Source organism: Streptomyces sp. NBC_00996, from assembly GCF_045162675.1.
Taxonomy (GTDB): Bacteria; Actinomycetota; Actinomycetes; order Streptomycetales; family Streptomycetaceae; genus Streptomyces.
This window is the reverse complement of sequence record NZ_CP108723.1, coordinates 8,078,055-8,101,772: the sequence shown is the minus strand read 5'-3', so window position 1 is coordinate 8,101,772 and position 23,718 is coordinate 8,078,055. Positions and strand designations below refer to the sequence as shown.

At 67.8% G+C, this 23,718-nt stretch carries 18 protein-coding genes and 3 pseudogenes; 4 read left to right on the top strand and 17 right to left on the bottom strand.

Annotated elements, in window-relative coordinates:
* Positions 1 to 60: 60 nt before the first annotated feature.
* From OG390_RS37895 to OG390_RS37850, 10 genes and pseudogenes are all read right to left on the bottom strand, one after another.
* A complete protein-coding gene (locus tag OG390_RS37895) occupies positions 61 to 762 on the bottom strand; it encodes a ribonuclease HII (RefSeq protein ID WP_406174224.1) in 702 nt (233 codons plus the stop codon).
* Positions 763 to 844: 82 nt separating this feature from the next.
* On the bottom strand, positions 845 to 1,468 hold the full coding sequence (locus OG390_RS37890) for a TetR/AcrR family transcriptional regulator (protein WP_406174222.1): 624 nt from the start codon (positions 1,466 to 1,468) through the stop codon (positions 845 to 847).
* A gap of 437 nt (positions 1,469 to 1,905) precedes the next feature.
* Positions 1,906 to 2,109, bottom strand: a pseudogene (locus OG390_RS37885) (transposase); the annotation flags it as partial.
* 12 nt (positions 2,110 to 2,121) lie between these two features.
* Complete coding sequence (locus OG390_RS37880; protein WP_406174220.1) at positions 2,122 to 2,580, bottom strand: hypothetical protein; 459 nt, start codon at positions 2,578 to 2,580, stop codon at positions 2,122 to 2,124.
* The gene (locus OG390_RS37875; protein WP_406174219.1) at positions 2,580 to 3,275 is read right to left on the bottom strand and encodes a zinc ribbon domain-containing protein; all 696 of its coding nucleotides are present in this window, start codon (positions 3,273 to 3,275) and stop codon (positions 2,580 to 2,582) included. Before OG390_RS37875 ends, OG390_RS37880 begins: the two co-directional genes overlap by 1 nt.
* 89 nt (positions 3,276 to 3,364) lie before the next feature.
* A pseudogene (locus OG390_RS37870) lies at positions 3,365 to 3,598 on the bottom strand (recombinase family protein); the annotation flags it as partial.
* A 170-nt stretch (positions 3,599 to 3,768) separates the two neighbouring features.
* Positions 3,769 to 3,990, bottom strand: coding sequence for a bacteriocin immunity protein (locus tag OG390_RS37865; RefSeq protein ID WP_406174218.1), 222 nt, complete (start codon positions 3,988 to 3,990; stop codon positions 3,769 to 3,771).
* Positions 3,991 to 4,030: 40 nt separating this feature from the next.
* Positions 4,031 to 4,366 carry an ankyrin repeat domain-containing protein gene (locus OG390_RS37860; RefSeq protein WP_406174216.1) on the bottom strand — a complete coding sequence of 112 codons (336 nt, stop codon included), beginning with the start codon at positions 4,364 to 4,366 and terminating at the stop codon, positions 4,031 to 4,033.
* Between the two features lie 82 nt (positions 4,367 to 4,448).
* Entirely contained in the window at positions 4,449 to 5,027 is a 579-nt protein-coding gene (locus OG390_RS37855) for a deaminase domain-containing protein (protein ID WP_406174215.1), read from the bottom strand.
* Positions 5,028 to 5,396: 369 nt separating this feature from the next.
* The gene (locus OG390_RS37850) at positions 5,397 to 6,620 is read right to left on the bottom strand and encodes an ISAs1 family transposase (protein ID WP_406174213.1); all 1,224 of its coding nucleotides are present in this window, start codon (positions 6,618 to 6,620) and stop codon (positions 5,397 to 5,399) included.
* A 972-nt stretch (positions 6,621 to 7,592) separates the two neighbouring features.
* On the opposite strand from OG390_RS37850, the gene OG390_RS37845 reads away from it, so the two are divergent.
* Positions 7,593 to 9,041, top strand: a complete 1,449-nt coding sequence (locus OG390_RS37845; RefSeq protein ID WP_406178096.1) for an MFS transporter — start codon at positions 7,593 to 7,595, stop codon at positions 9,039 to 9,041.
* A gap of 145 nt (positions 9,042 to 9,186) precedes the next feature.
* Positions 9,187 to 10,647, top strand: a pseudogene (locus OG390_RS37840) (MFS transporter).
* Positions 10,648 to 10,767: 120 nt separating this feature from the next.
* Here OG390_RS37840 and OG390_RS37835 read toward each other — a convergent pair.
* The 4 genes from OG390_RS37835 to OG390_RS37820 form a co-directional block, all read right to left on the bottom strand.
* Positions 10,768 to 12,240 carry a DUF4153 domain-containing protein gene (locus OG390_RS37835; protein WP_406174211.1) on the bottom strand — a complete coding sequence of 491 codons (1,473 nt, stop codon included), beginning with the start codon at positions 12,238 to 12,240 and terminating at the stop codon, positions 10,768 to 10,770.
* A 584-nt stretch (positions 12,241 to 12,824) separates the two neighbouring features.
* Positions 12,825 to 13,754, bottom strand: coding sequence for an ADP-ribosylglycohydrolase family protein (locus OG390_RS37830; protein ID WP_406174209.1), 930 nt, complete (start codon positions 13,752 to 13,754; stop codon positions 12,825 to 12,827).
* Positions 13,755 to 13,766: 12 nt separating this feature from the next.
* The gene (locus OG390_RS37825) at positions 13,767 to 14,426 is read right to left on the bottom strand and encodes a histidine phosphatase family protein (protein WP_406174208.1); all 660 of its coding nucleotides are present in this window, start codon (positions 14,424 to 14,426) and stop codon (positions 13,767 to 13,769) included.
* Between the two features lie 105 nt (positions 14,427 to 14,531).
* A complete protein-coding gene (locus OG390_RS37820) occupies positions 14,532 to 15,137 on the bottom strand; it encodes a DUF4937 domain-containing protein (protein ID WP_406174206.1) in 606 nt (201 codons plus the stop codon).
* 128 nt (positions 15,138 to 15,265) lie between these two features.
* On the opposite strand from OG390_RS37820, the gene OG390_RS37815 reads away from it, so the two are divergent.
* Entirely contained in the window at positions 15,266 to 15,823 is a 558-nt protein-coding gene (locus tag OG390_RS37815) for a TerD family protein (protein WP_406178094.1), read from the top strand.
* Positions 15,824 to 15,961: 138 nt separating this feature from the next.
* Here OG390_RS37815 and OG390_RS37810 read toward each other — a convergent pair whose 3' ends face one another.
* Positions 15,962 to 18,856, bottom strand: coding sequence for a vitamin B12-dependent ribonucleotide reductase (locus OG390_RS37810; protein WP_406174204.1), 2,895 nt, complete (start codon positions 18,854 to 18,856; stop codon positions 15,962 to 15,964).
* A 150-nt stretch (positions 18,857 to 19,006) separates the two neighbouring features.
* Positions 19,007 to 19,570, bottom strand: coding sequence for a transcriptional regulator NrdR (gene nrdR / locus OG390_RS37805; RefSeq protein WP_399084139.1), 564 nt, complete (start codon positions 19,568 to 19,570; stop codon positions 19,007 to 19,009).
* A gap of 518 nt (positions 19,571 to 20,088) precedes the next feature.
* On the opposite strand from nrdR, the gene lexA reads away from it, so the two are divergent.
* Entirely contained in the window at positions 20,089 to 20,865 is a 777-nt protein-coding gene (lexA, locus tag OG390_RS37800; protein ID WP_189188217.1) for a transcriptional repressor LexA, read from the top strand.
* Positions 20,866 to 21,724: 859 nt separating this feature from the next.
* On the opposite strand, the gene OG390_RS37795 is transcribed toward lexA, so the two are convergent.
* Positions 21,725 to 23,701: an ATP-dependent DNA helicase gene (locus OG390_RS37795; protein WP_406174202.1), complete on the bottom strand. Its 1,977-nt coding sequence runs from the start codon at positions 23,699 to 23,701 to the stop codon at positions 21,725 to 21,727.
* Positions 23,702 to 23,718: the final 17 nt, after the last annotated feature.

Here is a 23,718-nt window from a genome sequence, read left to right as displayed (position 1 = left end):
ATTTATCAAACGCCGGTGCGACTCGCGTCGGCGGGTGGCACATGAGTGCGAGCGGAATCGTCAGAAATCGAAGCCGAGCTGACCCTCGATCTCCGGAACGCTTCCGTCCGCCCAGCTGCGGACCTTCTTGAGGTGCCGCCACTGGGGCAGCGCATCAAGATACGCCCACGACAACCGGTGGTACGGGGTGGGGCCCCGATCCTCCAGCGCGGCCTTGTGGACCGGCGACGGGTACCCGGCGTTGGCCGCAAAACCGAAGTCTGCATGGTCGATACCCAGTTCGGCCATCATTTTGTCGCGCTGAACCTTGGCGATCACCGAAGCCGCCGCGACGGCGACGCAGGACCGGTCGCCCTTGATCACCGTTCGGACCCGCCAGGGAGCGCCGAGATAGTCGTGCTTCCCGTCGAGAATGACCGCGTCGGGGCGGACCGGCAGGGCCTCCAGGGCCCGTACGGCCGCAAGGCGCAGCGCGGCCGTCATCCCCAGGTCGTCGATCTCCTCCGGAGAGGCATGCCCCAGGGCGTACGACGTCACCCATTTCTCCAATTCAGCGGCGAGCGCGGTACGCCGCTTGACGGTCAGGAGTTTGGAGTCGGTGAGCCCATCGGGCGGACGGCGCAGTCCCGTGACGGCGGCGCAGACGGTGACCGGGCCGGCCCACGCACCGCGGCCCACCTCGTCGACACCGGCAATGATCTTCGCTCCGGTCGTGGCGCGGAGGGAGCGCTCGACGGTGTGGGTGGGTGGTTCGTACGGCATGGCGCCCTCAGCCTACGCCGCCCGGAGCCGCTCGCGACACCCAGGTTTCCCGGAGCAACCAGGGTGTCCGTACGGGAGTCGATCAGGCGGCCCGCTGCCGCAGCAGCGGGACCATCAGCTGGTCGATCATCTCCTCCAGATCCCGCTCACTCCATTCGCTCGCGCACACCTTGGAGCGGTACATCATTATCGCCGGGATGGCGTCGAAGACATAGGCGTTCGCGGCGTCGGGACGCACTTCTCCCCGCTCGATTCCGCGGTCGATGATCTCGCGAAGCAGGCGCATGTTCGGCTCGATGACCCCGCCGAGGATCACCCGCTGAAAACGTTCGGCCTGGACCGCGTCGCATTCGTAAAGCACCGAACGCAGGGCGTATCCAGGCTGCGAGAACATCGCCTCACGCACCCGCCGGCACAGTTCCAGGAGGTCCTCCCGGACGCTTCCGAGGTCGGGCACCCCGGTCAGGCTCGGGAGGCCGGCCTGCAGCGCGTCCGCCACAAGATCCTCCTTGGACGGCCAGCGGCGGTAGACCGCGGCCTTGCCGGTCTGGGCGCGGGCGGCGACACCTTCCATCGTGAGCCCGTTCCAGCCGACTGTGCCGAGCTGCTCCAGCGCGGCCTCCAGGATCGCGCGCTCGAGTACGGCACCGCGTCGGCGCGAGGAGGCCGTCTGAGCGGGGGCGGCCGTCCAACGCGAAGTAACCATCTAAGTGTCTCCGTTGTGCAGGGAGCGGGATTTTCGGGGAGGGGCGAGCGATCGAGTTCGACGCCACGCGGCAGCGACTTCAATGAACGCTTGCGTTCACTGTCGGGGACTTACTACCGTTGACGCGACAGTGAACGCGAGCGTTCACTAACGCACTTGCGGGGAACCCATAGTGACAACCTCTCAGTTGATTCAGAACTCAAGCCAGGAGCGACCCGCCGGGAGGGGCATCCCGGCATCGCGCTCACCGTCATCGCGGCCTGCCAACTCATGGTGGTACTCGACGCGCCCGTTCTGTGAGCTGTTTCGGTGTCCCCCAGAAGCAGGTTCGGCGACACCTCGCCCTCAACCAGAATGTCAGGCAAGGGGGCTTCTTTCGATGGCTCGGGCACGGGAATTGCCCGGACGTCCGCCAAAGCATCCACCACCCTCCCCCACGTGCCGTCCTCGATCCATCGCGTCCAGCGGGTCATGAGGGACTTGCCCCTTCCGTGCTCCATGCGCGAAGCGGCCTCGTTCCATGTCGCCGCGGTCCGCCCCTTCCAGAGGATTGCGCCGACCGCGCTCCACGTAGGGAGGTCCGTGGACTTGCCCGATCCCCGGCCCGACTTCGTCACGAGCGGCTCGACCAGCGCCCAGGCGTCGTCGGGAAGCTAAGCCGGAATGTACTGATTGCACCCTTTAAACCATGCCCCAACCGCACAGGCCGAGCGCCCCCTTCGAACGGTCACGGGACTCTGAATGGTGACCTTGAGATCGATCAGGTCGATGACCTCGGCCTGCCCTTCTGGGTCCATGTCCGGCATCTGCGTCCGGGCCCGTTCAGCGAGGGCCTGAAGATCCCATGCCCTCTGTTGCGCCGCCTCGGTCTGCTGCTGCCATTCGACGGCCTCGTTCCTGAGCTTCCTCAGCTGGTTCAGTTCCGCGCTCATGGGCTTGACGGCCCGGGCGACCAGCTCTGCCGCTCTGTCACTGCTGAGATCCATCTGCGCGGCCTGGGTTGCGGTCACGGACATCACCGTCGTGATCGCCTTCTCGCTGACCGCGATCTGCCTATCCAGCTCTTCGATACGGTCCGCCTGCCCGCTCTGAGCGCCGAGTGTGAGGTCCATCAGCTCTCCGCCAGGGCCAACAACTCGTCCGGATTCTCCAGGAGCTTGGTGATCCGCCTCCACACTTCCTTCTCGATCTGGGAGGCATCGATCTGGCTGCATCCGCAGACGGGTCCGCCGGCGTGCTCGGGCTGTCTTGCCGAGCACACGTACTTCCGGTCGCCGGTGACGGTCTGGACCTGACCGACGTAGTACGAGGTGCAATAGCTCACGATGCGCTTGGAGAGCGGGTAGACGTGAACACCTTCGCGCGGGGCCTGCTGTGCGCCGATCCGCTCGGCCGCCTTCCTCAGCTCTGCGACCTGCTCCTTGGTGAACACCTCGTCGAGCTTGATGGCCACCGTGGCGCCGAATACGGGGGTCCCGTCCCGGTCGACCTTGGCGCCACGTCCTGTTCGAGCGTCCCTGGACTTCATATCCCTGAAGACCTGCACTCCTTCGAGTACGGCGCGGGACATGACACGCACTCGAAGGTTCTCGCGGGACCAAGGGCTGCCGGATCGGGTGAGGAGCCCTTCCGAGTTCAGTGCGATGGCGGCCTGGGTCCAGTTCTTGAGCTCGTCGACGACCAAGGTCCGGGCGCGTCGGAGGGTGACGGCTTCACCCTTGAGGAAGTCCTCTTCCTCGTAGATGTCCAGAACCAGGCGGCTTTCGCCCTTCTTGCCCTGGTCCTGGATGCGCCATCCGTAGGGCACCGTTCCGCCGGTGTAACCGCCTTCCTCGGCCTTCTCTTGCAGGCCCCCTGCGTGCGGTCCCGGATCTTCTCTCGCTCGTCCTCGGCATAGTCGGCACCCTTCCGCATCTTCGAGCGGCCCGCGGGGGTGGTGTTGTCGTAGTCGTCCTTGACGACGGCCACGAAAACCCCGAGGTCTTCCAGCTCCCATACCCATGGCCAGAAGGCGCGGCCCCGGCGGCCGATGGCCCGTTCTTCGTAGACGGCGACCACGTCGAACGGGCGCGGTTCCTGGCGGGCGTCTTCCATGAGGCGCCTGAGGTCGTCCCGCTTGTGCGCTTCCAGCCTCCCGCTGAAGCCTTCGTCCGCGTAGGTGTCGACGTGGAGCCAGCCCTTCGCCTCAACGGCCGGTCCGATCCGCCTCGGCGCACCGCTGGACCTTCCACCCCAACCCGAACCCGACGGAGATCCGCCTCCCGGACGGCGACGGCACGACCCACGTCTTCAAGGCAGTCCTACAGCGCGATGGGCTTGCAGGCCAAAGCGGCGTCCACAACTTGCTCGGCCGTCAAGTCGTCCTGATCGAACCCTTCCAGGCGAGGGTAGTAGATCAGGTCGGTGATTCGTGGATGAGGTACGCTCCGCTCGAATGTACGCCTCAGTTCTGCCTGCTCCTCATCTGTACCCTCGCCGGTCAGGATCCTCTCGACCAAGACGATGAGCTCGGCACGCGTCATGGCACTCACCTCACGTCTCAGTAATCGAGTGCAGGATTACTCACCCACCGGAGGAAAATTTCGCGCCGAAACGCCGCAGCAGGCGCTTGGCCGGTTCATGATTGTATTCCTCCGCAATTTCCAGGGGAGTTTGCTCGTTTCGCGAAATCAACGTCGGGTCGGCGCCATAGGCAAGTACGATCGCGGTGAGCGTAGCATGCAGTCGATACCCGGACTGCAGCGTCGAATCGCCCTCAAGTTCGATGGCGTGCGCGAGCAACGTCATCCCGAAGCAGATTTCGTTCGGGTCCGCCCCGGCATCGAGAAGTGTAGCGAGTTCTTCATAATCGCTAGTTTCAATTGCCTGATGCGTCGGCGTCCACGGTTCCACTTCCATTGCATCTCCCTTGCTTATCTAAATCGCGAATGGGGTGCCGACCTTGATCGGCACCCCATGTCACGCCCGCCTAGATGCTACCTCACTTCCCGGACGTGTAGTTGATGCGAACATTCGGGAATTCCTGCGCGAATTGCCCAATCACCGATGTGCAAGAGAAGCAAGCCTGTTGAGTTGAGTGCATCGTGAGGCTTCCGCTGACATTTGATGGCCCACCAAGTTGATTGGCGATGTAGGTCAGCATCTTGTACTCGGTGTCGTTGTCGCGCATATTATTTCCGGTGGGAATCGTCTTATAGCGCACAGGGTTGTCAGGTGTACCGACATCAGGGACGACGCCTTTACGGTTCTTTTGTGCTCCACTGACAGAAGTCAGGAACTGCGGCTCACCGTCTCCCAGTCGCAGAACACCCGCCAGGCCAGACCTGTTCTTGCTCCAGAGCTTTGTGGCGAGCGCCTCGTCAACTCCAGCTCGGGCCGCTTTATTTCCAGCGTAGGTCTCTGCCCGGTTGAGGAGTCGTTCCTCCAACCTGTGCGAGAAAGCGAAGAAAATACTGGCTGCCCAGGTTCCACCGCCCGAGGAGAATGCGCCTCCTGCTACATCGCACGCGGTCTGGTCGTGGTGGAACGTGCAGTTGTAGTAGTCGTCGACGACCGTCATTTCCTTGTAGTCGTGGGCGACGCGTTCACGGAACTGCGCGTCCCATCCGGAACTGACGGAGACACCACAGAGGTTACCGCCGGTGATCGTCGGTGTTTGCTCTGCTGCCCAGTCGAGTGCTGCCGAGCATGCCGCGTCGCAGTTACTGGTAACTGTACGGTCGTCGTAGTACCCGTAGTGGGATGTCTCCCACGGGTATTTTTCTTCCCACGTCTGTCCTGTGGAGAAGTCCGGGGAAGCGTGGGATTCCTTGAACTGCGATTCGCCGTCACAGCTCGAGCCCGAGCAGGAGATCGAATTCGATAGACCGGTGGGGTCGGAGGTGGTGACGGGGTTGTTCTCTGAGTAGGTGTCAGGTGTGATGCTTGCTCAGCCCGTGAGACCGAGCTCGCGTAGGGCGTCGGCCGGGCGGTTTCGGTAGTGGTCGTGTGCGGCGGCGTTGTTCTTCCATCCGGCGAGGTGGGCGAGGCTGATCGCCAGGCTGCGGAAGGTGGCGAGGGCTCGGGGAAGGCTGCCGGTGCGGGCCCGGCTGGCGTCTTCACCGAAGGTCACATCTCTGACGAAATGCTGGGACTCGATGGCCCATTGGCCTCTCACGCAGCGGGCGAGGGTGGCTGCGTCGGCGGCCTGGACAGGTGCGGTGGTGATGCCGAGTCCGGCGTCCGCGTGGACCTTTCCGTCGCCCCGGCCGGTGGTGTACCGCTCCACCAGCAGAGCCTGGGTGGCGTGCGGGAAGTTGACCTGGCCCTCTTCCAGTGCCTGGACTCGGACGATGCGGGTCTCGTGGCGGCCGCTGTTGGTCTCCTCAGTACGGACCATGCTGATCTGCGGGTTCGTGGTCTCATCCCAGTTGAGCGCGTCGAGCCGGGCGAACAGGGCGGCGCGATTCTCCTTGACCGGGAAGAGTCCGAAGGCGCCGCGTCGGTGCAGGTAGCGGGCGTGATCGGCCACCGTGTGCAGGGCGTCGGCGGTCACGATCGCGCCGGTGATGTCGGCGATCAGGTCAACGGCGGCGGTGAAGTGTACGGTCTCGTGGGGCTTGTGGCGCATCTCGCGCCGGGCGAGCATCACGCCGGGATCGACCTGGTAGACACCGAGCAGGTGAAGCTGCAGGCCGTCGGCGTCGCGGGCGCCGCGAACCGTCTTGCCGTCCGCGGCCAGCTGCAGCATGGGCGGATCGCCCGCGATTCCGGCCAGTGGGTCGGCGGCGTGGGTCTGCACGAAGGTGCCGACGGCCGCATCGAGTGCGTCGGCGTCGATCCGGGCAAGGGTGCGGGTGAGCGTGGTGGCCACCGGCAACTGCGTCAGATCACCGTCGGGGACTTCGAGTGCGGCCAGGATGCCGGCGCCCTGGCCATTCGCCCAGCGGATGACACCGCGCACCGAGCGCACCCCGCACAGCAGGGCGCAGGCCACCAGGCCGAGCAGCATCGGGAGGGGGTGCGTGACCAGGTGCGGAGAACGCGGGTCGGGCACGGCGCCGACCGCCTCCAGGAGCGAGGGGAGTTTCGCGGGCGTGCACAACTCCTGCACCTCGACGCCGAGTTGATCGGCGAGTTGACGAGAGGTGGGCAGGGTCGGGCAGGATGGCATACGGGCGCGGCCTTCACGATCTTGCGAGTGGAATCACATGATCATGACGGGCCGTGCCCTTCGGCGTTCCCCTGCCTCCCGTCCAAGATCTGAGCACGCATCACGCCTGCCGCAACGACAGCCGAGATTCAGCCCCAACTGGCACCTCACCCACGGTCCGAGGCCGTCTGGTTCATCCGCTTCCCTCGCAGCTGTGCTCGCGACAACGGACGAACCGTCACCGACATCCGTCGGGAGGGGGACCAGCCCCTGAATGCGGCCCCTGCCGCGGGCTCGAACCTGCGGGCCAACGGGCTGGTGCCTCAGAGGCGCGGAGGACTCCACGGAGATCCGCCCCCCGGCTTCCGCCCGGGACCGTTTCCATCTGTTTGGTGCTCTGCCGGGGATTCGAACCCGAGTGGAAGACGACTACCTGGCGGGTTTCGCGCTCAGAGCGAGACGGTCGCCGTCATCACCAGCGGCCCGCCGCCGATCCGCGACGATTCCGCTTCCCATGTTTTGCGGCTCCCGCCGGGGACTCGAACCTGCGGCCAAGCCCGCTACGGCAAGTCGTACATCGCAGCGGACGAACATCCCGGACGGCGCCATAAAAGCAGACGAATCGAGCTGTACCCCGAGGTCACAACGATGCATGACCCCAGAGATGCAGGCAGCCTCCAGCACCACCGAGACCCCAGAAGACCACCGGCGCTCCCACCGAAGTCGCCATCACTCCGCGCTCGAATCACCCAAGGCCTCACGCGCCCCACGGCGGCCCCCCTAACCCAACCCCCTTAAAAAACGCTTGCGTTCACACCCTCAGGCTCGATACCGTCCCCTGTAGTGAACGGAGACGTTCACTATTTCGCCTCTGGGGGAACGCTAGTGACGTACGAACAGACGCAGATACCACCACTCACCACCAAGCCGGATTCCGGCGAACGTACCGCGCACCCGGGCATCGCCCTCGCGGTGATCGCCGCGTGCCAGCTGATGGTTGTGCTGGACGCCACCATCGTCAATATTGCTCTGCCGCACATCCAGACCGCACTCGGCTTCTCCACCAGCGACCTCACCTGGGTGGTCAACGCCTACGCGCTCACCTTCGGCGGACTGCTGCTCCTCGGTGGCCGGGCCGGCGACCTCCTCGGCCGCCGCCGCATGTTCATCGTGGGCATCGGCCTGTTCAGCCTCGCCTCGCTCCTCGGTGGATTCGCCCAGGAACCCTGGCAGTTGCTCGCGGCCCGTGCGCTGCAGGGCGTCGGCGGTGCCATCGCGTCGCCCACCTCGCTCGCGCTGATCGCCACCACGTTCCCCGAGGGCCCCGAGCGCAACCGCGCCTTCGGCGTCTTCGCGTCCGTCTCCGCGGGTGGCGGCGCCGTCGGACTCCTTGCGGGCGGCATGCTCACGGACTGGCTGAACTGGCGCTGGGTGCTCTTCGTCAACGTACCCATCGGAATCCTGATCGCCGCCCTCGCGCCGCGGTACATCAAGGAGTCCGAACGCCATCCCGGACGCTTCGACCTGCCGGGCGCCTTCGTCTCGACCGTCGGCATGGCGTCCCTCGTGTACGGATTCATTCGCGCCGCCAAGGAGGGGTGGAGCGACAACCTCGCCCTCACGTCCTTCGGGGTGGCCCTCGCGCTGCTCGTCGCCTTCATCGCCATCGAGCGGCGCACCGCACAGCCGATCACGCCGCTGAAGCTGTTCGCGGACCGCAACCGCTCCGGCACGTACGCGATGATGCTCAGCCTCGCCGCCGCGATGTTCGGCATGTTCTTCTTCATCGTGATCTTCGCGCAGAACGTGCTGCACTATAGCCCGATCAAGGCGGGACTCGCCTTCCTCCCCGTGACCGCCGCCATCATCGTCGGCGCGGGTCTCGCCACCAATCTGCTCCCGAAGCTGGGCCCCAAGCCGTTCATGGTGACCGGCTGCCTCATCACCGCCACCGGCATGAGCTGGCTCACCCTCATCGATCCGGACAGCTCCTACGCCGGCGGCCTCCTCGGCCCGATGCTGCTCTTCGGCTTCGGCATGGGCCTCAACTTCGTCACCCTCACCCTCACCGCCGTGTCCGGGATCGCCGACAGCGAATCAGGCGCGGCCTCCGGCATGCTCAACACCACGCAGCAGGTCGGCGGCGCGCTCGGCCTGTCGATCCTCACCACCGTGTTCAGCTCTGCCAACACGGACGAGGCCAAGACGCAGGTAGGGAAGTTCCTCGCCGAGGGCACGCCCGAGCAGAAGGCCCAGTTCGCCAAGTCCCACCAGCTGCCCGCACCTTGGAGCGACTCCGTCCTCGCCCATGGCATCGGCACTGCCTTCATCGCAGCGGCAGCCCTGGCCGTACTCGCCGCGCTCATAGCCCTCTTCGCCATCCAGGTACGCAAGAGCGACCTGGAGGCGCTGAGCGGCAAGGCAGGCGCCGCGGCCGGCTGAGGCGCGCCCGCGCCCCCCCCACCGGCACTGCTGCGCCGACGGCCCCGCTCTCCGCGGGACTGGCGGCGCACGGGCACCCCTGCGGAGCGGAACGGCACCGACGGCCGCGCCCGACTCAGCTCACCCCACTTCCCCCAACCGGAACCTGATAACGCCCGTTGGAACGCCACTCGACGCGACGATTGTGAACATCGCGCTCCCGCACATTCAAGACGCGCTCGAGTTCAGCACGACCGACCTGACATGGGTGAGCAGCGCGTACACCCTCACCTTCCGTGGCCTGCTGCTTCTCGGTGCCAGGGCTGGTGACATCCTCGGTCGGCGCCGGGTCTTCATGGCCGGCATCCTGCTCTTCACCTTCGCCTCGCTTCTCGGCGGACTCGCCCAGGAACCGTCGCAGTTGCTGGCCGCGCGTGCCCTGCAGGGCGTCGGTGGCGCAATCGCGTCGCCCACCTCGCTGGCGCTCATCACCACTACGTTCCCCGAGGGCCCGGAACGGAACCGGGCGTTCGCCGTCTTCGCCACGTATCGGCCGGCGGCGGTGCCCTCGGTCTGCTCGCCGGCGGGATGCTCACGGAGTGGCTCGACTGGCGGTGGGTCCTCTTCGTCAACGTGCCCATCGGTGTCCTGATCGCCGTGCTCGCCCCGATGTACATCAACGAGTCCGAACGCCATCCCGGGCGCTTCGACATCGCGGGCGCGCTCACCTCGACGGCGGGATTGGCGTCCCTGGTGTACGGCTTCATCCGCGCCGCGGAGGAAGGCTGGCGGGACAGTCTCACCATCGGTTCGTTCGGCGCGGCCGTGCTGCTGCTCGCCTTCGGGGTCATCGAGACGCGGGCCAAGGAGCCCATCACCCCGCTGAAGATGTTCGCCGACCGCAATCGCTCGGGCACGTACGTGATCATGCTGAGCCTCGCCGCGGCGATGTTCGGCATGTTCTTCTCCATCGTGCTCTTCGTGCAGAATATGCTGGGGTACAGCCCGATCTCGGCCGGTGTGGCGTTCCTCCCGGTGACGGTCGCGATCGCGGTCGGCGCGGGACTGTCGCAGCGGTTCCTGCCGGTGCTCGGCCCCAAGCCGTTCATGGTCGTCGGATCGACGCTCGTCGCACTCGGGCTCTTCTGGCTGACCTTCATCAGCTCGGACAATTCGTATGTCGGCGGAGTGCTCGGCCCGATGCTGCTGTTCGGCTTCGGCATGGGCCTGAACTTCGTGACGCTGACGGTCACCGCGGTCTCGGGTGTCGCCCAGTACGAGGCGGGCGCGGGCCTCCGGTCTGCTCAACGTCACCCAGCAGGTGGGCGGTTCACTCGGACTCTCCATCCTCACCACGGTCTTCGGTTCGGCCGGCCGTGACGAGGCGGAGAAGCAGATGCCGAAGTTCCTGACGGACGGCTCCGCCGAGCAGAAGGCGGAGTTCGCCAAGACGCACCAATTGCCCGCTCCTTGGGGTCATCAGGTGCTCGCCGAGGGCATCTCGACCGCCTTCATACCAGCGGCCGCGATGGCGCTGCTGGCCCTGATCACGACCGCATTGGTGATCCGGGTCCGCAAGAGCGATCTGGACGCCCTCGCCGGCACGGCAGGACCCGCCGGGGGCTGACAAGGAGCACTGCGGAGGCCGGACCGGGGTTCGGGGGACCCGAAGGCGAGGGCGCCGGTCCGGCCATCCGCAGGTCGACACCAAGGGCGCGCCCCTGGACCGAGGGGTGGGAGCGGGCGCTCACCGGTACTTCAGGTCGTCCGCCATCCGGCTGCACGCGCTCCAATCCGGGTCCTTCGACGGTGGCCGGTCACGAAGAATGTCCCGGGCGTGTGCCTCGCCCCAACTGGTGGCGTACCAGGGGCCCTCGTCCTCGCCCAGTTCGATGGCGACGGGGCTCAGCGCGCAGGAACGCAGCGGCTCCTTCAGCTTGTCGAGGGCTGGTACGGCGTCGGCGGACAGGCCACGCGCGTACTCGAGGTCGAACTTGCCGGTGTCCTCGTACCGCTGAACGTTGCGCTCGGCGATCAGACCGTCGGGCGACATCAGTCCGAATGCGAGCACGCCCGCCGCCGCACTGGCCGCGACGGCACGCGGCAGCCAGCGGGCGCCCCAGGCCCCGGCCGCCATGATGAGCACGATGATCAGGCCGAGCCAGAGCTCCACGGCCACCACCGAGACTCTCAGCCGTGTCAGTCCGTAGGCCTCCACATACATGTCCATACGGCGTACTGCCGATGCGACGACAACGAGCGACAGGCCGCACAGAGTTCCCAGCACGCCCCGCACCAGCTTCCGGTCGCGCGCCTCGTCGCGCGGCGCCCAGCGCAGCGCGAACGCGATGACGAGCAGGGTCAGAAGCGTGACGAGCAGCAGCTGCCAGAAGCCCTGACGGGCGTATTCGGCGTACGTCTGGCCGGTCTTCTTCAGTACGGCGTCGTATCCGCCGAACAACACGGCCAGTTGGACTGCGTTGAAGGCCGCGAAGAGCACGGTGAGCACGATCAGCGGCAGCGCCCACTCCAAGCGGCCGCGCGGGCGGCCCTTGGGCACTTCGACCCGGTCCCACTGGACGGGCGCGGCAGCCGTGTGGGCCGCCGCGAGCGCTCCGACCAGGCCGAGGGCCAGAAGCACAACGCGCCAGGGACCGCCGGAGACGGACGCGTCCGGCATCAGTTCACCGAGCAGATCCGCGAAGGCGGCGTCGGCCCCCGCGAACAGCGCTCCGAAGACCAGCAGCAGGACCGCGGTCACAGCCAGCGCACGCAGCCCGGCACCCACACGGCGGCGCGCGCCGCCGAAGCGTTCGCGCAGCCCGCGCCATCCCCAGGTGGGTCCGGTGACCAGGGCGTTGAACACGCCGATGGGGCCGAGCAGGACGGCGGGCCAGGTGCGGCCTCCGTGCAGCGCGAGTGAGCCCAGCGCGACCGCGGTGACGACCGCGAGGAACGAAGGCCAGTCGGCGTCACGCAGGGCAGGCACGATGAGCAGACCGATGCCACCGATGCCCCAAACAAGCGTCCACGCGCGCGTGCGTCGTCCCGCGGCCTGAGCTGCGAAGTAGGCGGCGAGTGTGGCGGGGATCGCAACGAGCAGGAGATTGAGCGCCAGGCCGTCATCGAGGAGCAGCATGCTGAGCACGCCGGAGGCGAGCGCGGCCCACAGTGTGGCCGTACGCACCGGGGCGGGTGACCTGACCTGAAGCTCGGACAACCAGGGGACGGGAGTGGGCGACGGGGAGGCCCAGTCGGATTCCTCCTCGGCTTCCTCCTCCGCCTCGGTGTCATCCCCCTTTGAGCCGGATTGGGAGCTCGACCCGGTCGATTCCGGTTCCCCCGGATCTGCCGAGTCCGTGGGATCCGTGGGTTCCGCGGGTTCCGTCGGATCGGTGGGGGCCGTCGACTCCGCCACCCCCATCGGCCCCGTGACCTCCCTTGGCTCTTCCCCCTCCCTTGGCCCCTTCGCCTCCGGATTCCTCGGCTTCGCCGGTCTCTGGCCCCTCGGCTCGGACGCGGACGGTATGTCGGACACAGCACCCCCTCCCAGCCGGCCCTTGGACAGCCCACAACACGCCATGGCGGCAGAAAGCTGTTGACCGGTGTCGCGTCGGCGCACGCCCGTGGTGATCAACAGGCTGCGTGGCGGACAGGGTATGCACGGGCAAGGCGCCTCAGGGAGTGGCGGACATGCTGTAGCAAGCCTGTGACAGAGATGACCGGCATTGGCTAGGTTCCGCCGACTCCCGCGGCAGGCATCCGGGGCTTCACACGGGGCACGGAGCGCTCCGTACAGCCGCCCTACGCGCCGCTCGCCGTACGCCCGTACGCGAGCCCCTGCACCCAGTCCGGCAGCTCCTCCGTGGACTCCGCCCAGGCAGCCGGTGGCGCTCCCGCCTTCCCCCCGGCGACCACCCCGCCCACGATGGCGCAGGTGGTGTCCACGTCGCCGCCGACCTGGGCGGTGACCCAGAAGGCCTCTTCGTAGTCGCCGAGGGCCCGGGCCGCCGACCAGAGCGCGAACGGCACGGTGTCGTGCGCCGACGTACGCCGTCCGCAGCCCAGGACGGCGGCCACGGTCGCGGCGTCTCCGTAGTCGAGCATGTCCCGGGCGCGCCGTAGACCCGCGCCGACGGCGCTGCGCGGCACGAGCGCGACGACGCCGTCGAGCAGCGCCTCGGCACTCGGCGGGCCTGCCGGGTCGGCCGCCAGAGCCGCGGCCGCGGCGACGGCCATGGCACCCACCACGGCCTCGCGGTGCTGGTGCGTGGGGTACGCGGAGATCTCCGCCTGATGCGTCGCCTGCTCCGGGTCGTCGGCGTACCAGGCGCCCAGGGGGGCGATCCGCATCGCGGCGCCGTTGCCCCACGAGCCCTGGCCCTTGAAGAGGGCGGACGCCAGCTCGCGCCAGTCGCCGCCCTCCCTGACCAGCCGCAGCAGCCTGTTGACCGCCGGTCCGTAGCCCCGGTCGAGGTCGTGGTGCTCGGCGAAGGAACGGGCCAGTTCGTCCTGGTCAATGCGGTGGTGCGCGGCCAAAACGGCCACTACGGAGCAGGCCATTTCGGTGTCGTCGGTCCACTGCCAGGAACGGGGCGGCAGCTCACGGCGCTTGAGCAGCGGGTAGTTCGCGGGCACGAAGAACTGTGAGCCCAGTGCGTCTCCCACCGCGAGTCCGCGCAGGCTGGCCAGGGCGCGGCCCAGGCGCCTGTCGGGAGAGGAGTCAGCGGTCATCGCTCTGCCACTCTATCCGGTGACTCCGTACGATTCCGGATCGCGCCATCGCTCGAAGGGCCGGTCAAGTGTGTACCTGCCGTCCTCCCCCAGAACGAGCATCCGCGTCTCCCCGTTCCCTGGGTTCGACAGCGATTCGAATTCCGCGACCGTCCAGTGGAACCAGCGCATGCAGAACAGCCGCATGGCCAGGCCATGCGTCACCAGGAGGACGTTCGGCGGGTGGTCGGGTGCCTCGAAGCTGCGGTACAGGCTCTCCAGGAAGCCGCCGACCCGGTCGTACACGTCGGCCCCGGACTCGCCCTGCGCGAAGCGGTAGAAGAAGTGCCCGTACGCGTCCCGGTACGCCTTCTGGAGGCGTACGTCATCACGGTCCTGCCAGTTGCCCCAGTCCTGCTCACGCAGTCGCGGCTCCTCGCGCACCCGTACGAGGTCGGGGTCGAGGTGGAAGGCGCGGAACGTCTCGAGCGTGCGGCGGTAGGGCGACACGTAAACGCTTACGCGCTCCCGTCCGAAGAGCTCCCGCAACTGTTTACCGGTGTCCTCCGCCTGCTGCCACCCCTTCTCCGTGAGCGCCAGAGCGTGGTCGGGCTCGCGTTCGTACACGGTGTCATCGGCATTGCCCACCGACTCGCCGTGCCGGACAAGAACGATGCGCCGTGGTCGTGCCATGCCAATGACCCTAGATCGTGTTGCGGCCGATCGAGCACTCGTATGGACTCATACGGTGTAGGTCACACGGCTCCAGCACACAGGAACCCCCACCACGTGGCCCGATCAGACGGTCCAGCCGGGCTCCAGGTCCACGATGTCACCCGCGAGGGCCGCGACGTCGGCCTCGATCTGGGCGCGCAGCGCGAGCCGTTCCACCCGCTCGGCGCGGTACTTGCCGTGCTCGGCCGCCGACTGCCACATGGACAGGATCAGGAACTCATGGCCGGGCGCCTCACCGAACAGGCCGCGCACCATGCCGGGCGAGCCGGCCATCGCGGGGTTCCAGACCTTCTCCTGCATCAAAGCGAAGTGCTCGGCACGCTCCTCGTGGATCCGGCAGTGGGCCACGCGCACCAGGTCGGCGTCCGTGAAGCGCGGTTCGAAGCCGGTCTTCACGTCGAAGCGGTGATCGAACAGCTTGACCTGGGAGTCCTTGAAGGTGCCCGACTGAGCGGCGGCGAGCCGGTCGTGGGAGCGGGCCATGAAGGAGTCGTAGAAGGCACGACTTTCCCAGAAGGCGAAGACGTGTGCGACGCCGGACCGCCCCCGGCTCCATCCCCCGCCCTGTCCCCGGAAACCCGGCTCCCCCAGAAGCCCCGCCCACTTTCGCTGCCCCCGCTCGAAACCGCGGCGGTCCACCACGGTGCAGCGAATCCACTTGACCAGCACCGCGCCATCGTAAGGCCACGGAGCGTGGCGCCGGTCACGCTCCGGCGGAGTACATCCGCGCGAGCGCCCCGGCGCGCGTGGCACGATGGACAACCGGCCCTGACCACAGGGTAGTTGGGCCAATGCAGATGGGGAACGGGGAGGGAGATTCGGTGAACGGTCTCAACAAGGGCATCCGCAAGGTCGAGCTGGCGGTGAAGTGGGATCCGAGTCCTGTGGGGCAGCCCGCGACCGATCTCGACATCATCGCGGCGACCTATCTGGCGGCCGCCCCGGGCCAAGGCCCGGCCTATGTAGTCCACTTCGACAGCCGCTCGCCGGACGGCACCATCTATCTGAACCGGGACAGCAAGGACGGCAAGGGCTTCGGCTGGGACGAGGTCATGACACTGGAGCTCGACCGTCTGGACAGCCGCTACGCGCGCGTGGTGGTCGGCGTCCTCATCCAACAGCGTGCCGGTCACAAGACATTCGTGGGTGTGCTCAATCCCGCCTTCCGCATGCGTGAGGGCTACACCGTCCTCACTGAGGGCGAATTCGGCGACGTCCTGGGGGCTACCGCCGCGACCGTCGGGGAGTTCGTACGCGACGACTCCGGGGAGTGGACTTTCCACCCGGGCATCCACGGCTACGACACCGACCCGGCGACCTTCGCCAGGGTCATGGGCAGCCCTCAGGACGCCTGAATCGCACTCCCCGGGAACCGCATTCCAGAAACAGGCCCCTTCGAAGAGCCGTGGCACCCCAAACCGGCTCTCCATAGGGTCATGAAAACGCCGAAGGGCGGCACGGCAGGGAGCCGTGCCGCCCTTCAGGGCTTCGGATCAGCTGCAACCGCTGGTCGAACCGCAGCCCTCGCAGATGTAGCAGGAACCGGCCCGCTGCATCTTCGTACCGCAGGAGAAGCACAGGGGGGCGTCCGCCTGGATGCCCAACTGCATCTCCACCAGTTCGGCACTGGTGTGGGCCTGCTTCGGGGCGGGCTCGGCCGCCTCGACCTCGACCTTCGGGGCGGCGACGGCCTTCAGCTCCTGCGCACGGGGTGCCGACTGGGCCAGGCCCTCGACGTCGACCTCGTCGTCGGCGGGCTCGTAGGAGCCCGTCTCCAGGTGACGCTGACGCTCCTCGGCGGAGTGGATACCGAGCGCGGAGCGGGTCTCGAAGGGCAGGAAGTCCAGCGCCAGGCGGCGGAAGATGTAGTCGACGATCGACTGCGCCATCCGCACGTCCGGGTCGTCCGTCATGCCCGCCGGCTCGAAGCGCATGTTCGTGAACTTCGAGACGTACGTCTCCAGGGGCACGCCGTACTGCAGACCGACCGAGACGGCGATCGAGAAGGCGTCCATCATGCCCGCCAGGGTGGAGCCCTGCTTCGACATCTTCAGGAAGACCTCGCCGAGACCGTCGTCCGGGTAGGAGTTGGCGGTCATGTAGCCCTCGGCGCCGCCGACCGTGAAGGACGTCGTGATGCCGGGACGACCCTTGGGGAGACGCTTGCGGACCGGGCGGTACTCGACGACCTTCTCGACCGCGGTACGGATGGTCTCCTCGGCCTTCGCCGTGACCTCGGCCTTCTCCTTCTCCTTGGTCTTCGCGGAGAGGGGCTGGCCGACCTTGCAGTTGTCGCGGTAGATCGCGAGCGCCTTGACGCCCATCTTCCAGGCCTCGAAGTAGACCTCTTCGACGTCCTCGACGGTCGCCGTCTCCGGAAGGTTGACCGTCTTGGAGAGCGCGCCGGAGATCCACGGCTGGATCGCGGCCATCATGCGGACGTGGCCCATCGCGGAGATGGAGCGCTCGCCCATGGCGCAGTCGAAGACCTCGTAGTGCTCGTGCTTGAGGCTCGGGGCGTCGACGACATTGCCGTTCTCGGCGATGTGGGCGACGACCGCCTCGATCTGCTCCTCCTGGTAACCCAGGCGGCGCAGGGCCTGCGGCACGGTGCCGTTGACGATCTGCATCGAACCGCCGCCGACCAGCTTCTTGAACTTGACCAGCGCGAGGTCGGGCTCGAGGCCGGTGGTGTCGCAGGACATCGCGAGACCGATGGTGCCGGTCGGGGCGATCACGGAGGCCTGCGCGTTACGGAAGCCGTTCTTCTCGCCGAGGCGAACCACGTCCTGCCAGGCCTCCGTAGCGGCGGCCCAGATGGGGGTGTCCAGGTCGTCCATGCGGACGGCCGTGGTGTTGGCGTCGGCGTGCTGCTTCATGACGCGCTGGTGGGGCTGCGCGTTGCGGGCATAGCCGTCGTACGGGCCGACGACCGCGGCGAGCTCGGCGGAACGCTTGTACGACGTACCCGTCATCAAGGAGGTGATGGCACCGGCGAGCGCGCGGCCGCCGTCGGAGTCGTACGCGTGCCCGGTCGCCATCAGGAGGGCGCCGAGGTTGGCGTAACCGATGCCCAGCTGACGGAAGGCGCGCGTGTTCTCGCCGATCTTCTGGGTCGGGAAGTCAGCGAAGCAGATCGAGATGTCCATCGCGGTGATGACCAGCTCGACGACCTTCGAGAAGCGCTCGACGTCGAAGGACTGGTGGCCCTTGCCGTCGTCCTTCAGGAACTTCATCAGGTTCAGCGAGGCAAGGTTGCAGGACGTGTTGTCCAGGTGCATGTACTCGCTGCACGGGTTGGAGCCGTTGATACGGCCGGACTCCGGGCACGTGTGCCAGTGGTTGATCGTGTCGTCGTACTGGATGCCCGGGTCGGCGCAGGCCCAGGCGGCCTCGGCCATCTTGCGGAACAGCGCCTTGGCGTCGACCTCCTCGATGACCTCGCCGGTCATACGGGACGTCAGGCCGAACTTGCCGCCCGACTCGACGGCCTTCATGAACGTGTCGTTCACACGGACCGAGTTGTTGGCGTTCTGGTACTGGACGGACGTGATGTCGTCGCCGCCCAGGTCCATGTCGAAGCCCGCGTCACGCAGGGCGCGGATCTTCTCCTCCTCCTTGACCTTGGTCTCGATGAAGTCCTCGATGTCGGGGTGGTCGACGTCGAGGATGACCATCTTGGCCGCGCGGCGCGTGGCGCCACCCGACTTGATCGTTCCTGCGGAGGCGTCGGCACCGCGCATGAAGGAGACGGGACCCGAGGCGTTGCCGCCCGAGGAGAGGAGCTCCTTGGAGGAGCGGATGCGGGAGAGGTTCAGGCCGGCGCCGGAGCCGCCCTTGAAAATCATGCCCTCTTCCTTGTACCAGTCGAGGATCGACTCCATGGAGTCGTCGACGGACAGGATGAAGCAGGCCGAGACCTGCTGGGGCTGCGGCGTGCCGACGTTGAACCACACCGGGGAGTTGAAGCTGAAGACCTGGTGCAGGAGGGCGTACGCCAGCTCGTGCTCGAAGATCTCCGCGTCGGCGGGCGAGGCGAAGTACTTGTAGTCCTCACCGGCCTTCCGGTACGTCTTCACGATGCGGTCGATGAGCTGCTTGAGGCTCACCTCTCGCTGTGGGGTGCCGACGGCACCGCGGAAGTACTTGCTGGTGACGATGTTGACCGCGTTCACCGACCAGAAGCCGGGGAACTCGACGCCACGCTGCTCGAAGTTGACCGAGCCGTCGCGCCAGTTGGTCATGACGACGTCACGGCGCTCCCACTCCACCTCGTCGTACGGGTGCACGCCGGGGGTGGTGTGAATGCGCTCGATGCGCAGTCCCTTGCTGGCCTTGGTGCCCTTGGCGCGGGAACCTCGTGCCGGACCGCTCGCCGTCTCTGTCATGCCGCCTCCCTGTATCGGGCTAAAACGCCCTGAAGTGCCTCGTTCTTCCCGTGGCACGGTGTGTGTCTGGTGCTGCGGGCGCCGTATGCGCGGCCGCCCGCAGCAGGTCTGTGGTCGCCGCCGATGAGCCGACTCGAGTCGGCCTTCCCCTCAGTCGGCGGCGCTGGCGGGCACGGGGACCTGGACGGCCTCTCCGGACCCGCGGTCACTTTCCGGGCGCTCCGCGGCGGCGTCTTCGTCGACCGCCTCGTCCGCGGTGGGCCGCTGCCTCGTCTCTTCCCTGAGTTCCGCGATGGCGGCCTCGAAGTCCTCGAGCGAGTCGAACGCCCGGTAGACGGACGCGAACCGCAGATAGGCGACGAGGTCGAGTTCCTGCAACGGGCCGAGTATGGCCAGCCCCACGTCATGGGTGGTCAGTTCGGCGCTTCCGGTGGCCCGCACCGCCTCCTCGACCCGCTGGCCGAGCTGGGCGAGAGCATCCTCGGTGACAGGCCGCCCCTGGCATGCCTTGCGCACGCCGTTGATGACCTTGGTACGGCTGAAAGGCTCGGTCACGCCGGAGCGCTTGACCACCATCAGCGAGCACGTCTCCACGGTCGTGAAACGACGGGAGCAGTCCGGGCACTGGCGGCGCCTGCGGATCGACGTGCCGTCATCGGTCGTACGACTGTCGACGACGCGGCTGTCCGGGTGCCTGCAGAAGGGGCAGTGCATGGCTCCAACCCTCCTTCACAGCACGACTCATAGACCTCGCGAGACCTCTTGGGCCCCTCGAAGCAGCCCCAAGCATAGGCGATGGCCGGAGGCCCGGAGACCCGGGGGACCACAACACTTGGGCTGATGTTTCAATCCAACCACTAGATGTGGGGATCGACGCGAAAATTGGCCCACGACGCGCGTGTCGCACACGTATTGGCATGTGCCGCACGGCCATACCGATCCCGGACACGCGGAGATACCGTGGTGGCCGTGCACATTGGGGGGGCGGTACCCGGTTGACGGGGTGCCGGATGGCAGACTGGGCCGCGGCCCACATCTGTCGGCACGGTCATCGCCCCGGCGGTGAAGAGTACAGCAATACGCCTTTTTGTCCGCCAGGCGCAGCGTAGCCATACACCCAGACACATGATCACGCGAGGCAATCCGCGTTTTTTCACTCGAACGTGTGTTTGGCGCAACCTTTCGAAAGCAACTACCGTTGTCCAGCAGGGAGACCATCGAGAGGGGCCGACGTGACCACCACCGCAGACAGTGCCACCATCACTGCCCAGGACCGCTCCCAGGGCCGACTCGAGCCGGTGCATGCGATGAACGAAGCCGTGAATCATGAGGGACCCAAGCGCTCCCTACCGGGCCGACCTCCAGGCATCCGGGCGGACAGCTCCGGGCTCACGGACCGGCAGCGCCGGGTGATCGAGGTAATCAGGGACTCGGTGCAGCGACGCGGCTACCCGCCGTCGATGCGGGAGATCGGACAGGCGGTCGGCCTCTCCAGCACCTCCTCGGTCGCGCATCAGCTGATGGCGCTGGAGCGCAAGGGCTTCCTGCGCCGCGACCCGCACCGCCCGCGCGCGTACGAGGTCCGGGGCTCCGACCAGTCCTCGGTGCAGCCCACCGACACGGCAGGCAAGCCGGCCGCGTCGTACGTCCCGCTGGTCGGCCGGATCGCCGCCGGTGGCCCGATCCTCGCCGAGGAGTCGGTCGAGGACGTCTTCCCCCTCCCCCGCCAGTTGGTCGGTGATGGCGAACTATTCGTCCTCAAGGTCGTCGGTGACTCGATGATCGAAGCCGCCATCTGCGACGGGGACTGGGTGACGGTCCGCCGCCAGCCGGTCGCGGAGAACGGCGACATCGTGGCCGCGATGCTCGACGGCGAAGCCACGGTGAAGCGCTTCAAGCGCGAGGACGGGCATGTGTGGCTGCTGCCGCACAACTCCGCGTACCAGCCGATTCCCGGCGACGAGGCGACCATCCTCGGCAAGGTCGTGGCAGTGCTGCGGCGGGTGTAACCACCTGCGCGGGGCGGGACGCGCCGCCCCGCCCCTGACCGGGCCCCGGGACCAACTGCGCCGGTTCCGGGGCCCTGCGTTTTTCTGGCCGGGGGCCTTGGCGGGGACGTGGGGTTCCTGGGCCGGGGCTCAGGGTGGGGGGTGAGGTTCCTGGGCCAAGGGCTCTGCGTGACACTGCCCGGCTTCGGGGCCTCGCGTGAGGGGTGTGCACCTCCCGGAGCCGGCTCTGCCTGCCGTGCGCTCCACAGGCTGGGGGCTTTGGGCGGGGGCGCGCCTTCCTGGACCAAAGGTTCTCCGCGCGGAGTGCGCCGCCCGGGCGGGGGCCACGTGTCAGGGATGCGCCTCCCGGACGAGGGGCGGCTCTGCCCGGCGTGCGCTCCACAGGCTGGGGGCTTTGGGCGGGGGCGCGCCTTCCTGGGTCAAGGGTTCTCCGCGGAGTGCGCTGCCCGGGCGGGGGGGCCTTCGCGTGAGGGGTGCGCTCCCTGGGGCGGGGATCTGGATCTCTGAGCGCTTGCCCAGCGGGAGCGGGCGGCGGAATGCTCTTCGGTCGAGGGTGCGGGGCCGCTGCAGTCGACGGCCGGGCAGGCGGCGCAGCTCCCGGACCGGTGATTCGAGCGCGCGCTACGCCGTCCTTGGGAGGACTGCGGGGCCCGCTTCCCGGATGGGCGGCCCGCTCTGGGAGAGCAGATCTGGGTGCGCGCCGGGACGGCCGGACACGGCGCGTGGGACGCCCGGCTTGCGGTGCGCCCCAGCTCAACACCCTCGCTCTCGGCCCGCGCACGACGGACCCACACTGTCGGCGAACGCGGCCGGCGCACTGTGGCCCGGGCCAACCCACCCTCGTGGGCCGCCCCAGGCGCTACACCTCCTCCGACTTCCTCGCCGCCTCATCGATCGCCGCGAGTGACCTGCGGACCTGGTTGCGGTCCGTCGTGTACCAGAACTCGGGCAGTGATGCTTTGAGGTAACTGCCGTAGCGGGCGGTGGCCAGGCGCTGGTCGAGTACGGCGACCACGCCCCGGTCCTCCGAGGCTCGTACGAGGCGGCCCGCGCCCTGGGCCATCAGGAGGGCGGCGTGGGTGGCGGCGACCGCCATGAAGCCATTTCCGCCGTTGTCCTCGACCGCCTTCTGGCGGGCGCTCATCAGTGGGTCGTCGGGGCGCGGGAAGGGGATCTTGTCCATGACGACCAGCTGGCAGCTGGGGCCCGGGACGTCCACGCCCTGCCAGAGCGAGAGTGTCCCGAAGAGGCAGGTCTTGGGGTCGGCCGCGAAGTTCTTGATCAGCTCGCCGAGCGTCTCCTCTCCCTGCAGCAGGATCGGGTACTCGGGGATGCGCGTGCGCAGTTCCTCGGCCGCGAGCTGAGCGCCCCGCATGGAGGAGAACAGGCCCAGCGTGCGACCACCGGCGGCCCGGATCAGCTCGGTGAGCTCGTCGAGCATGTCCCCGCGGTCGCCGTCCCGGGCGGGGCGCGACAGGTGCTTGGCGACGTAGAGAATGCCCTGCTTGGGGTAGTCGAAGGGCGAACCGACGTCGACGCCCTTCCACTGCGGCAGATCCTCGCCCTCCGAACCCTCGGGCGCGAGCCCCAGCGACGCTCCCACACCGTTGAAGTCGCCACCGAGTTTCAGCGTCGCGGAGGTCAGGACCACGGAGCGGTCCGCGAAGAGCTTCTCCCTGAGGAGTCCGGACACGTTCATGGGAGCGACGCGGAGCGATGCGCCGAAGCGGTCGTGGCGCTCGTACCAGACGACGTCCCACTCCGAGCCGTTGGTGATGCGCTCCGCCACGTCGTGCACGGTCTCCACGGAGGCCAGGGCCTGCTTGCGTACCGCGTCCTCGTCCTGAACGGACTTGTCGCGCGTGGAGCCGAGCGCCGAGATGACCGTACGAGCGGCGTCGCGCAGCGCCATCAACGCATACCCGAGGTCCTCGGGGATCTCCTCCAGGCGTCCCGGCAGCGCCAGCTCCATGAGGCGCTCGAAGCCCTCGGCTGCGGTCTGGAGCTGGTCGGCGGCCTTCTCGTTGACCAGCTTCGCGGCACGGCGGACGGCGCGGTTGACCTGGCCTGGGGTGAGCTCGCCGGTCGCGACTCCGGTGACCCGCGAGACCAGCTCATGGGCCTCGTCGACGATCAGCACCTCGTGCTGGGGTAGGACCGGCGCGCCCTCGATGGCGTCGATCGCGAGCAGCGCGTGGTTGGTGACGACGACCTCGGCGAGCTTGGCGCGCTCTCGGGCCATCTCGGCGAAGCACTCCGCTCCGTAGGCGCATTTGGTGGCGCCGAGGCACTCCCGGGACGACACGGACACCTGGGCCCAGGCGCGGTCGGAGACGCCGGGCGTGAGGTCGTCGCGGTCGCCGGTCTCGGTCTCGTCCGACCAGTCCCGCAGCCGCAGCAGGTCCTGGCCGAGCTTGCTGGTGGGCGCGGCCGCCTCGAACTGGTCGAAGAGGCCCTCCTCCTCGTCCTGCGGCACACCCTCGTGCAGGCGGTGCAGGCACAGATAGTTCGACCGGCCCTTCAGCATCGCGAACTCGGGGCGCCGGCGCAGCAGCGGATGCAGCGCGTCGACAGTGCGCGGCAGGTCACGCTCCACGAGCTGGCGCTGCAGCGCCAGAGTCGCGGTCGCGACGACCACGCGCTCCCCGTGCGCGAGTGCGGGCACCAGATATCCGAGCGACTTTCCGGTGCCGGTGCCCGCCTGGACCAGCAGGTGGGAGCTGTCGTCGATGGCATCCGCGACGGCTTCGGCCATGGTCACCTGGCCAGGGCGCTCCGTACCGCCGACGGCGGTGACGGCAGCATGCAGGAGTTCGGGGAGTGAGGGCTTCGTCATAGCGCTGCCACCCTACG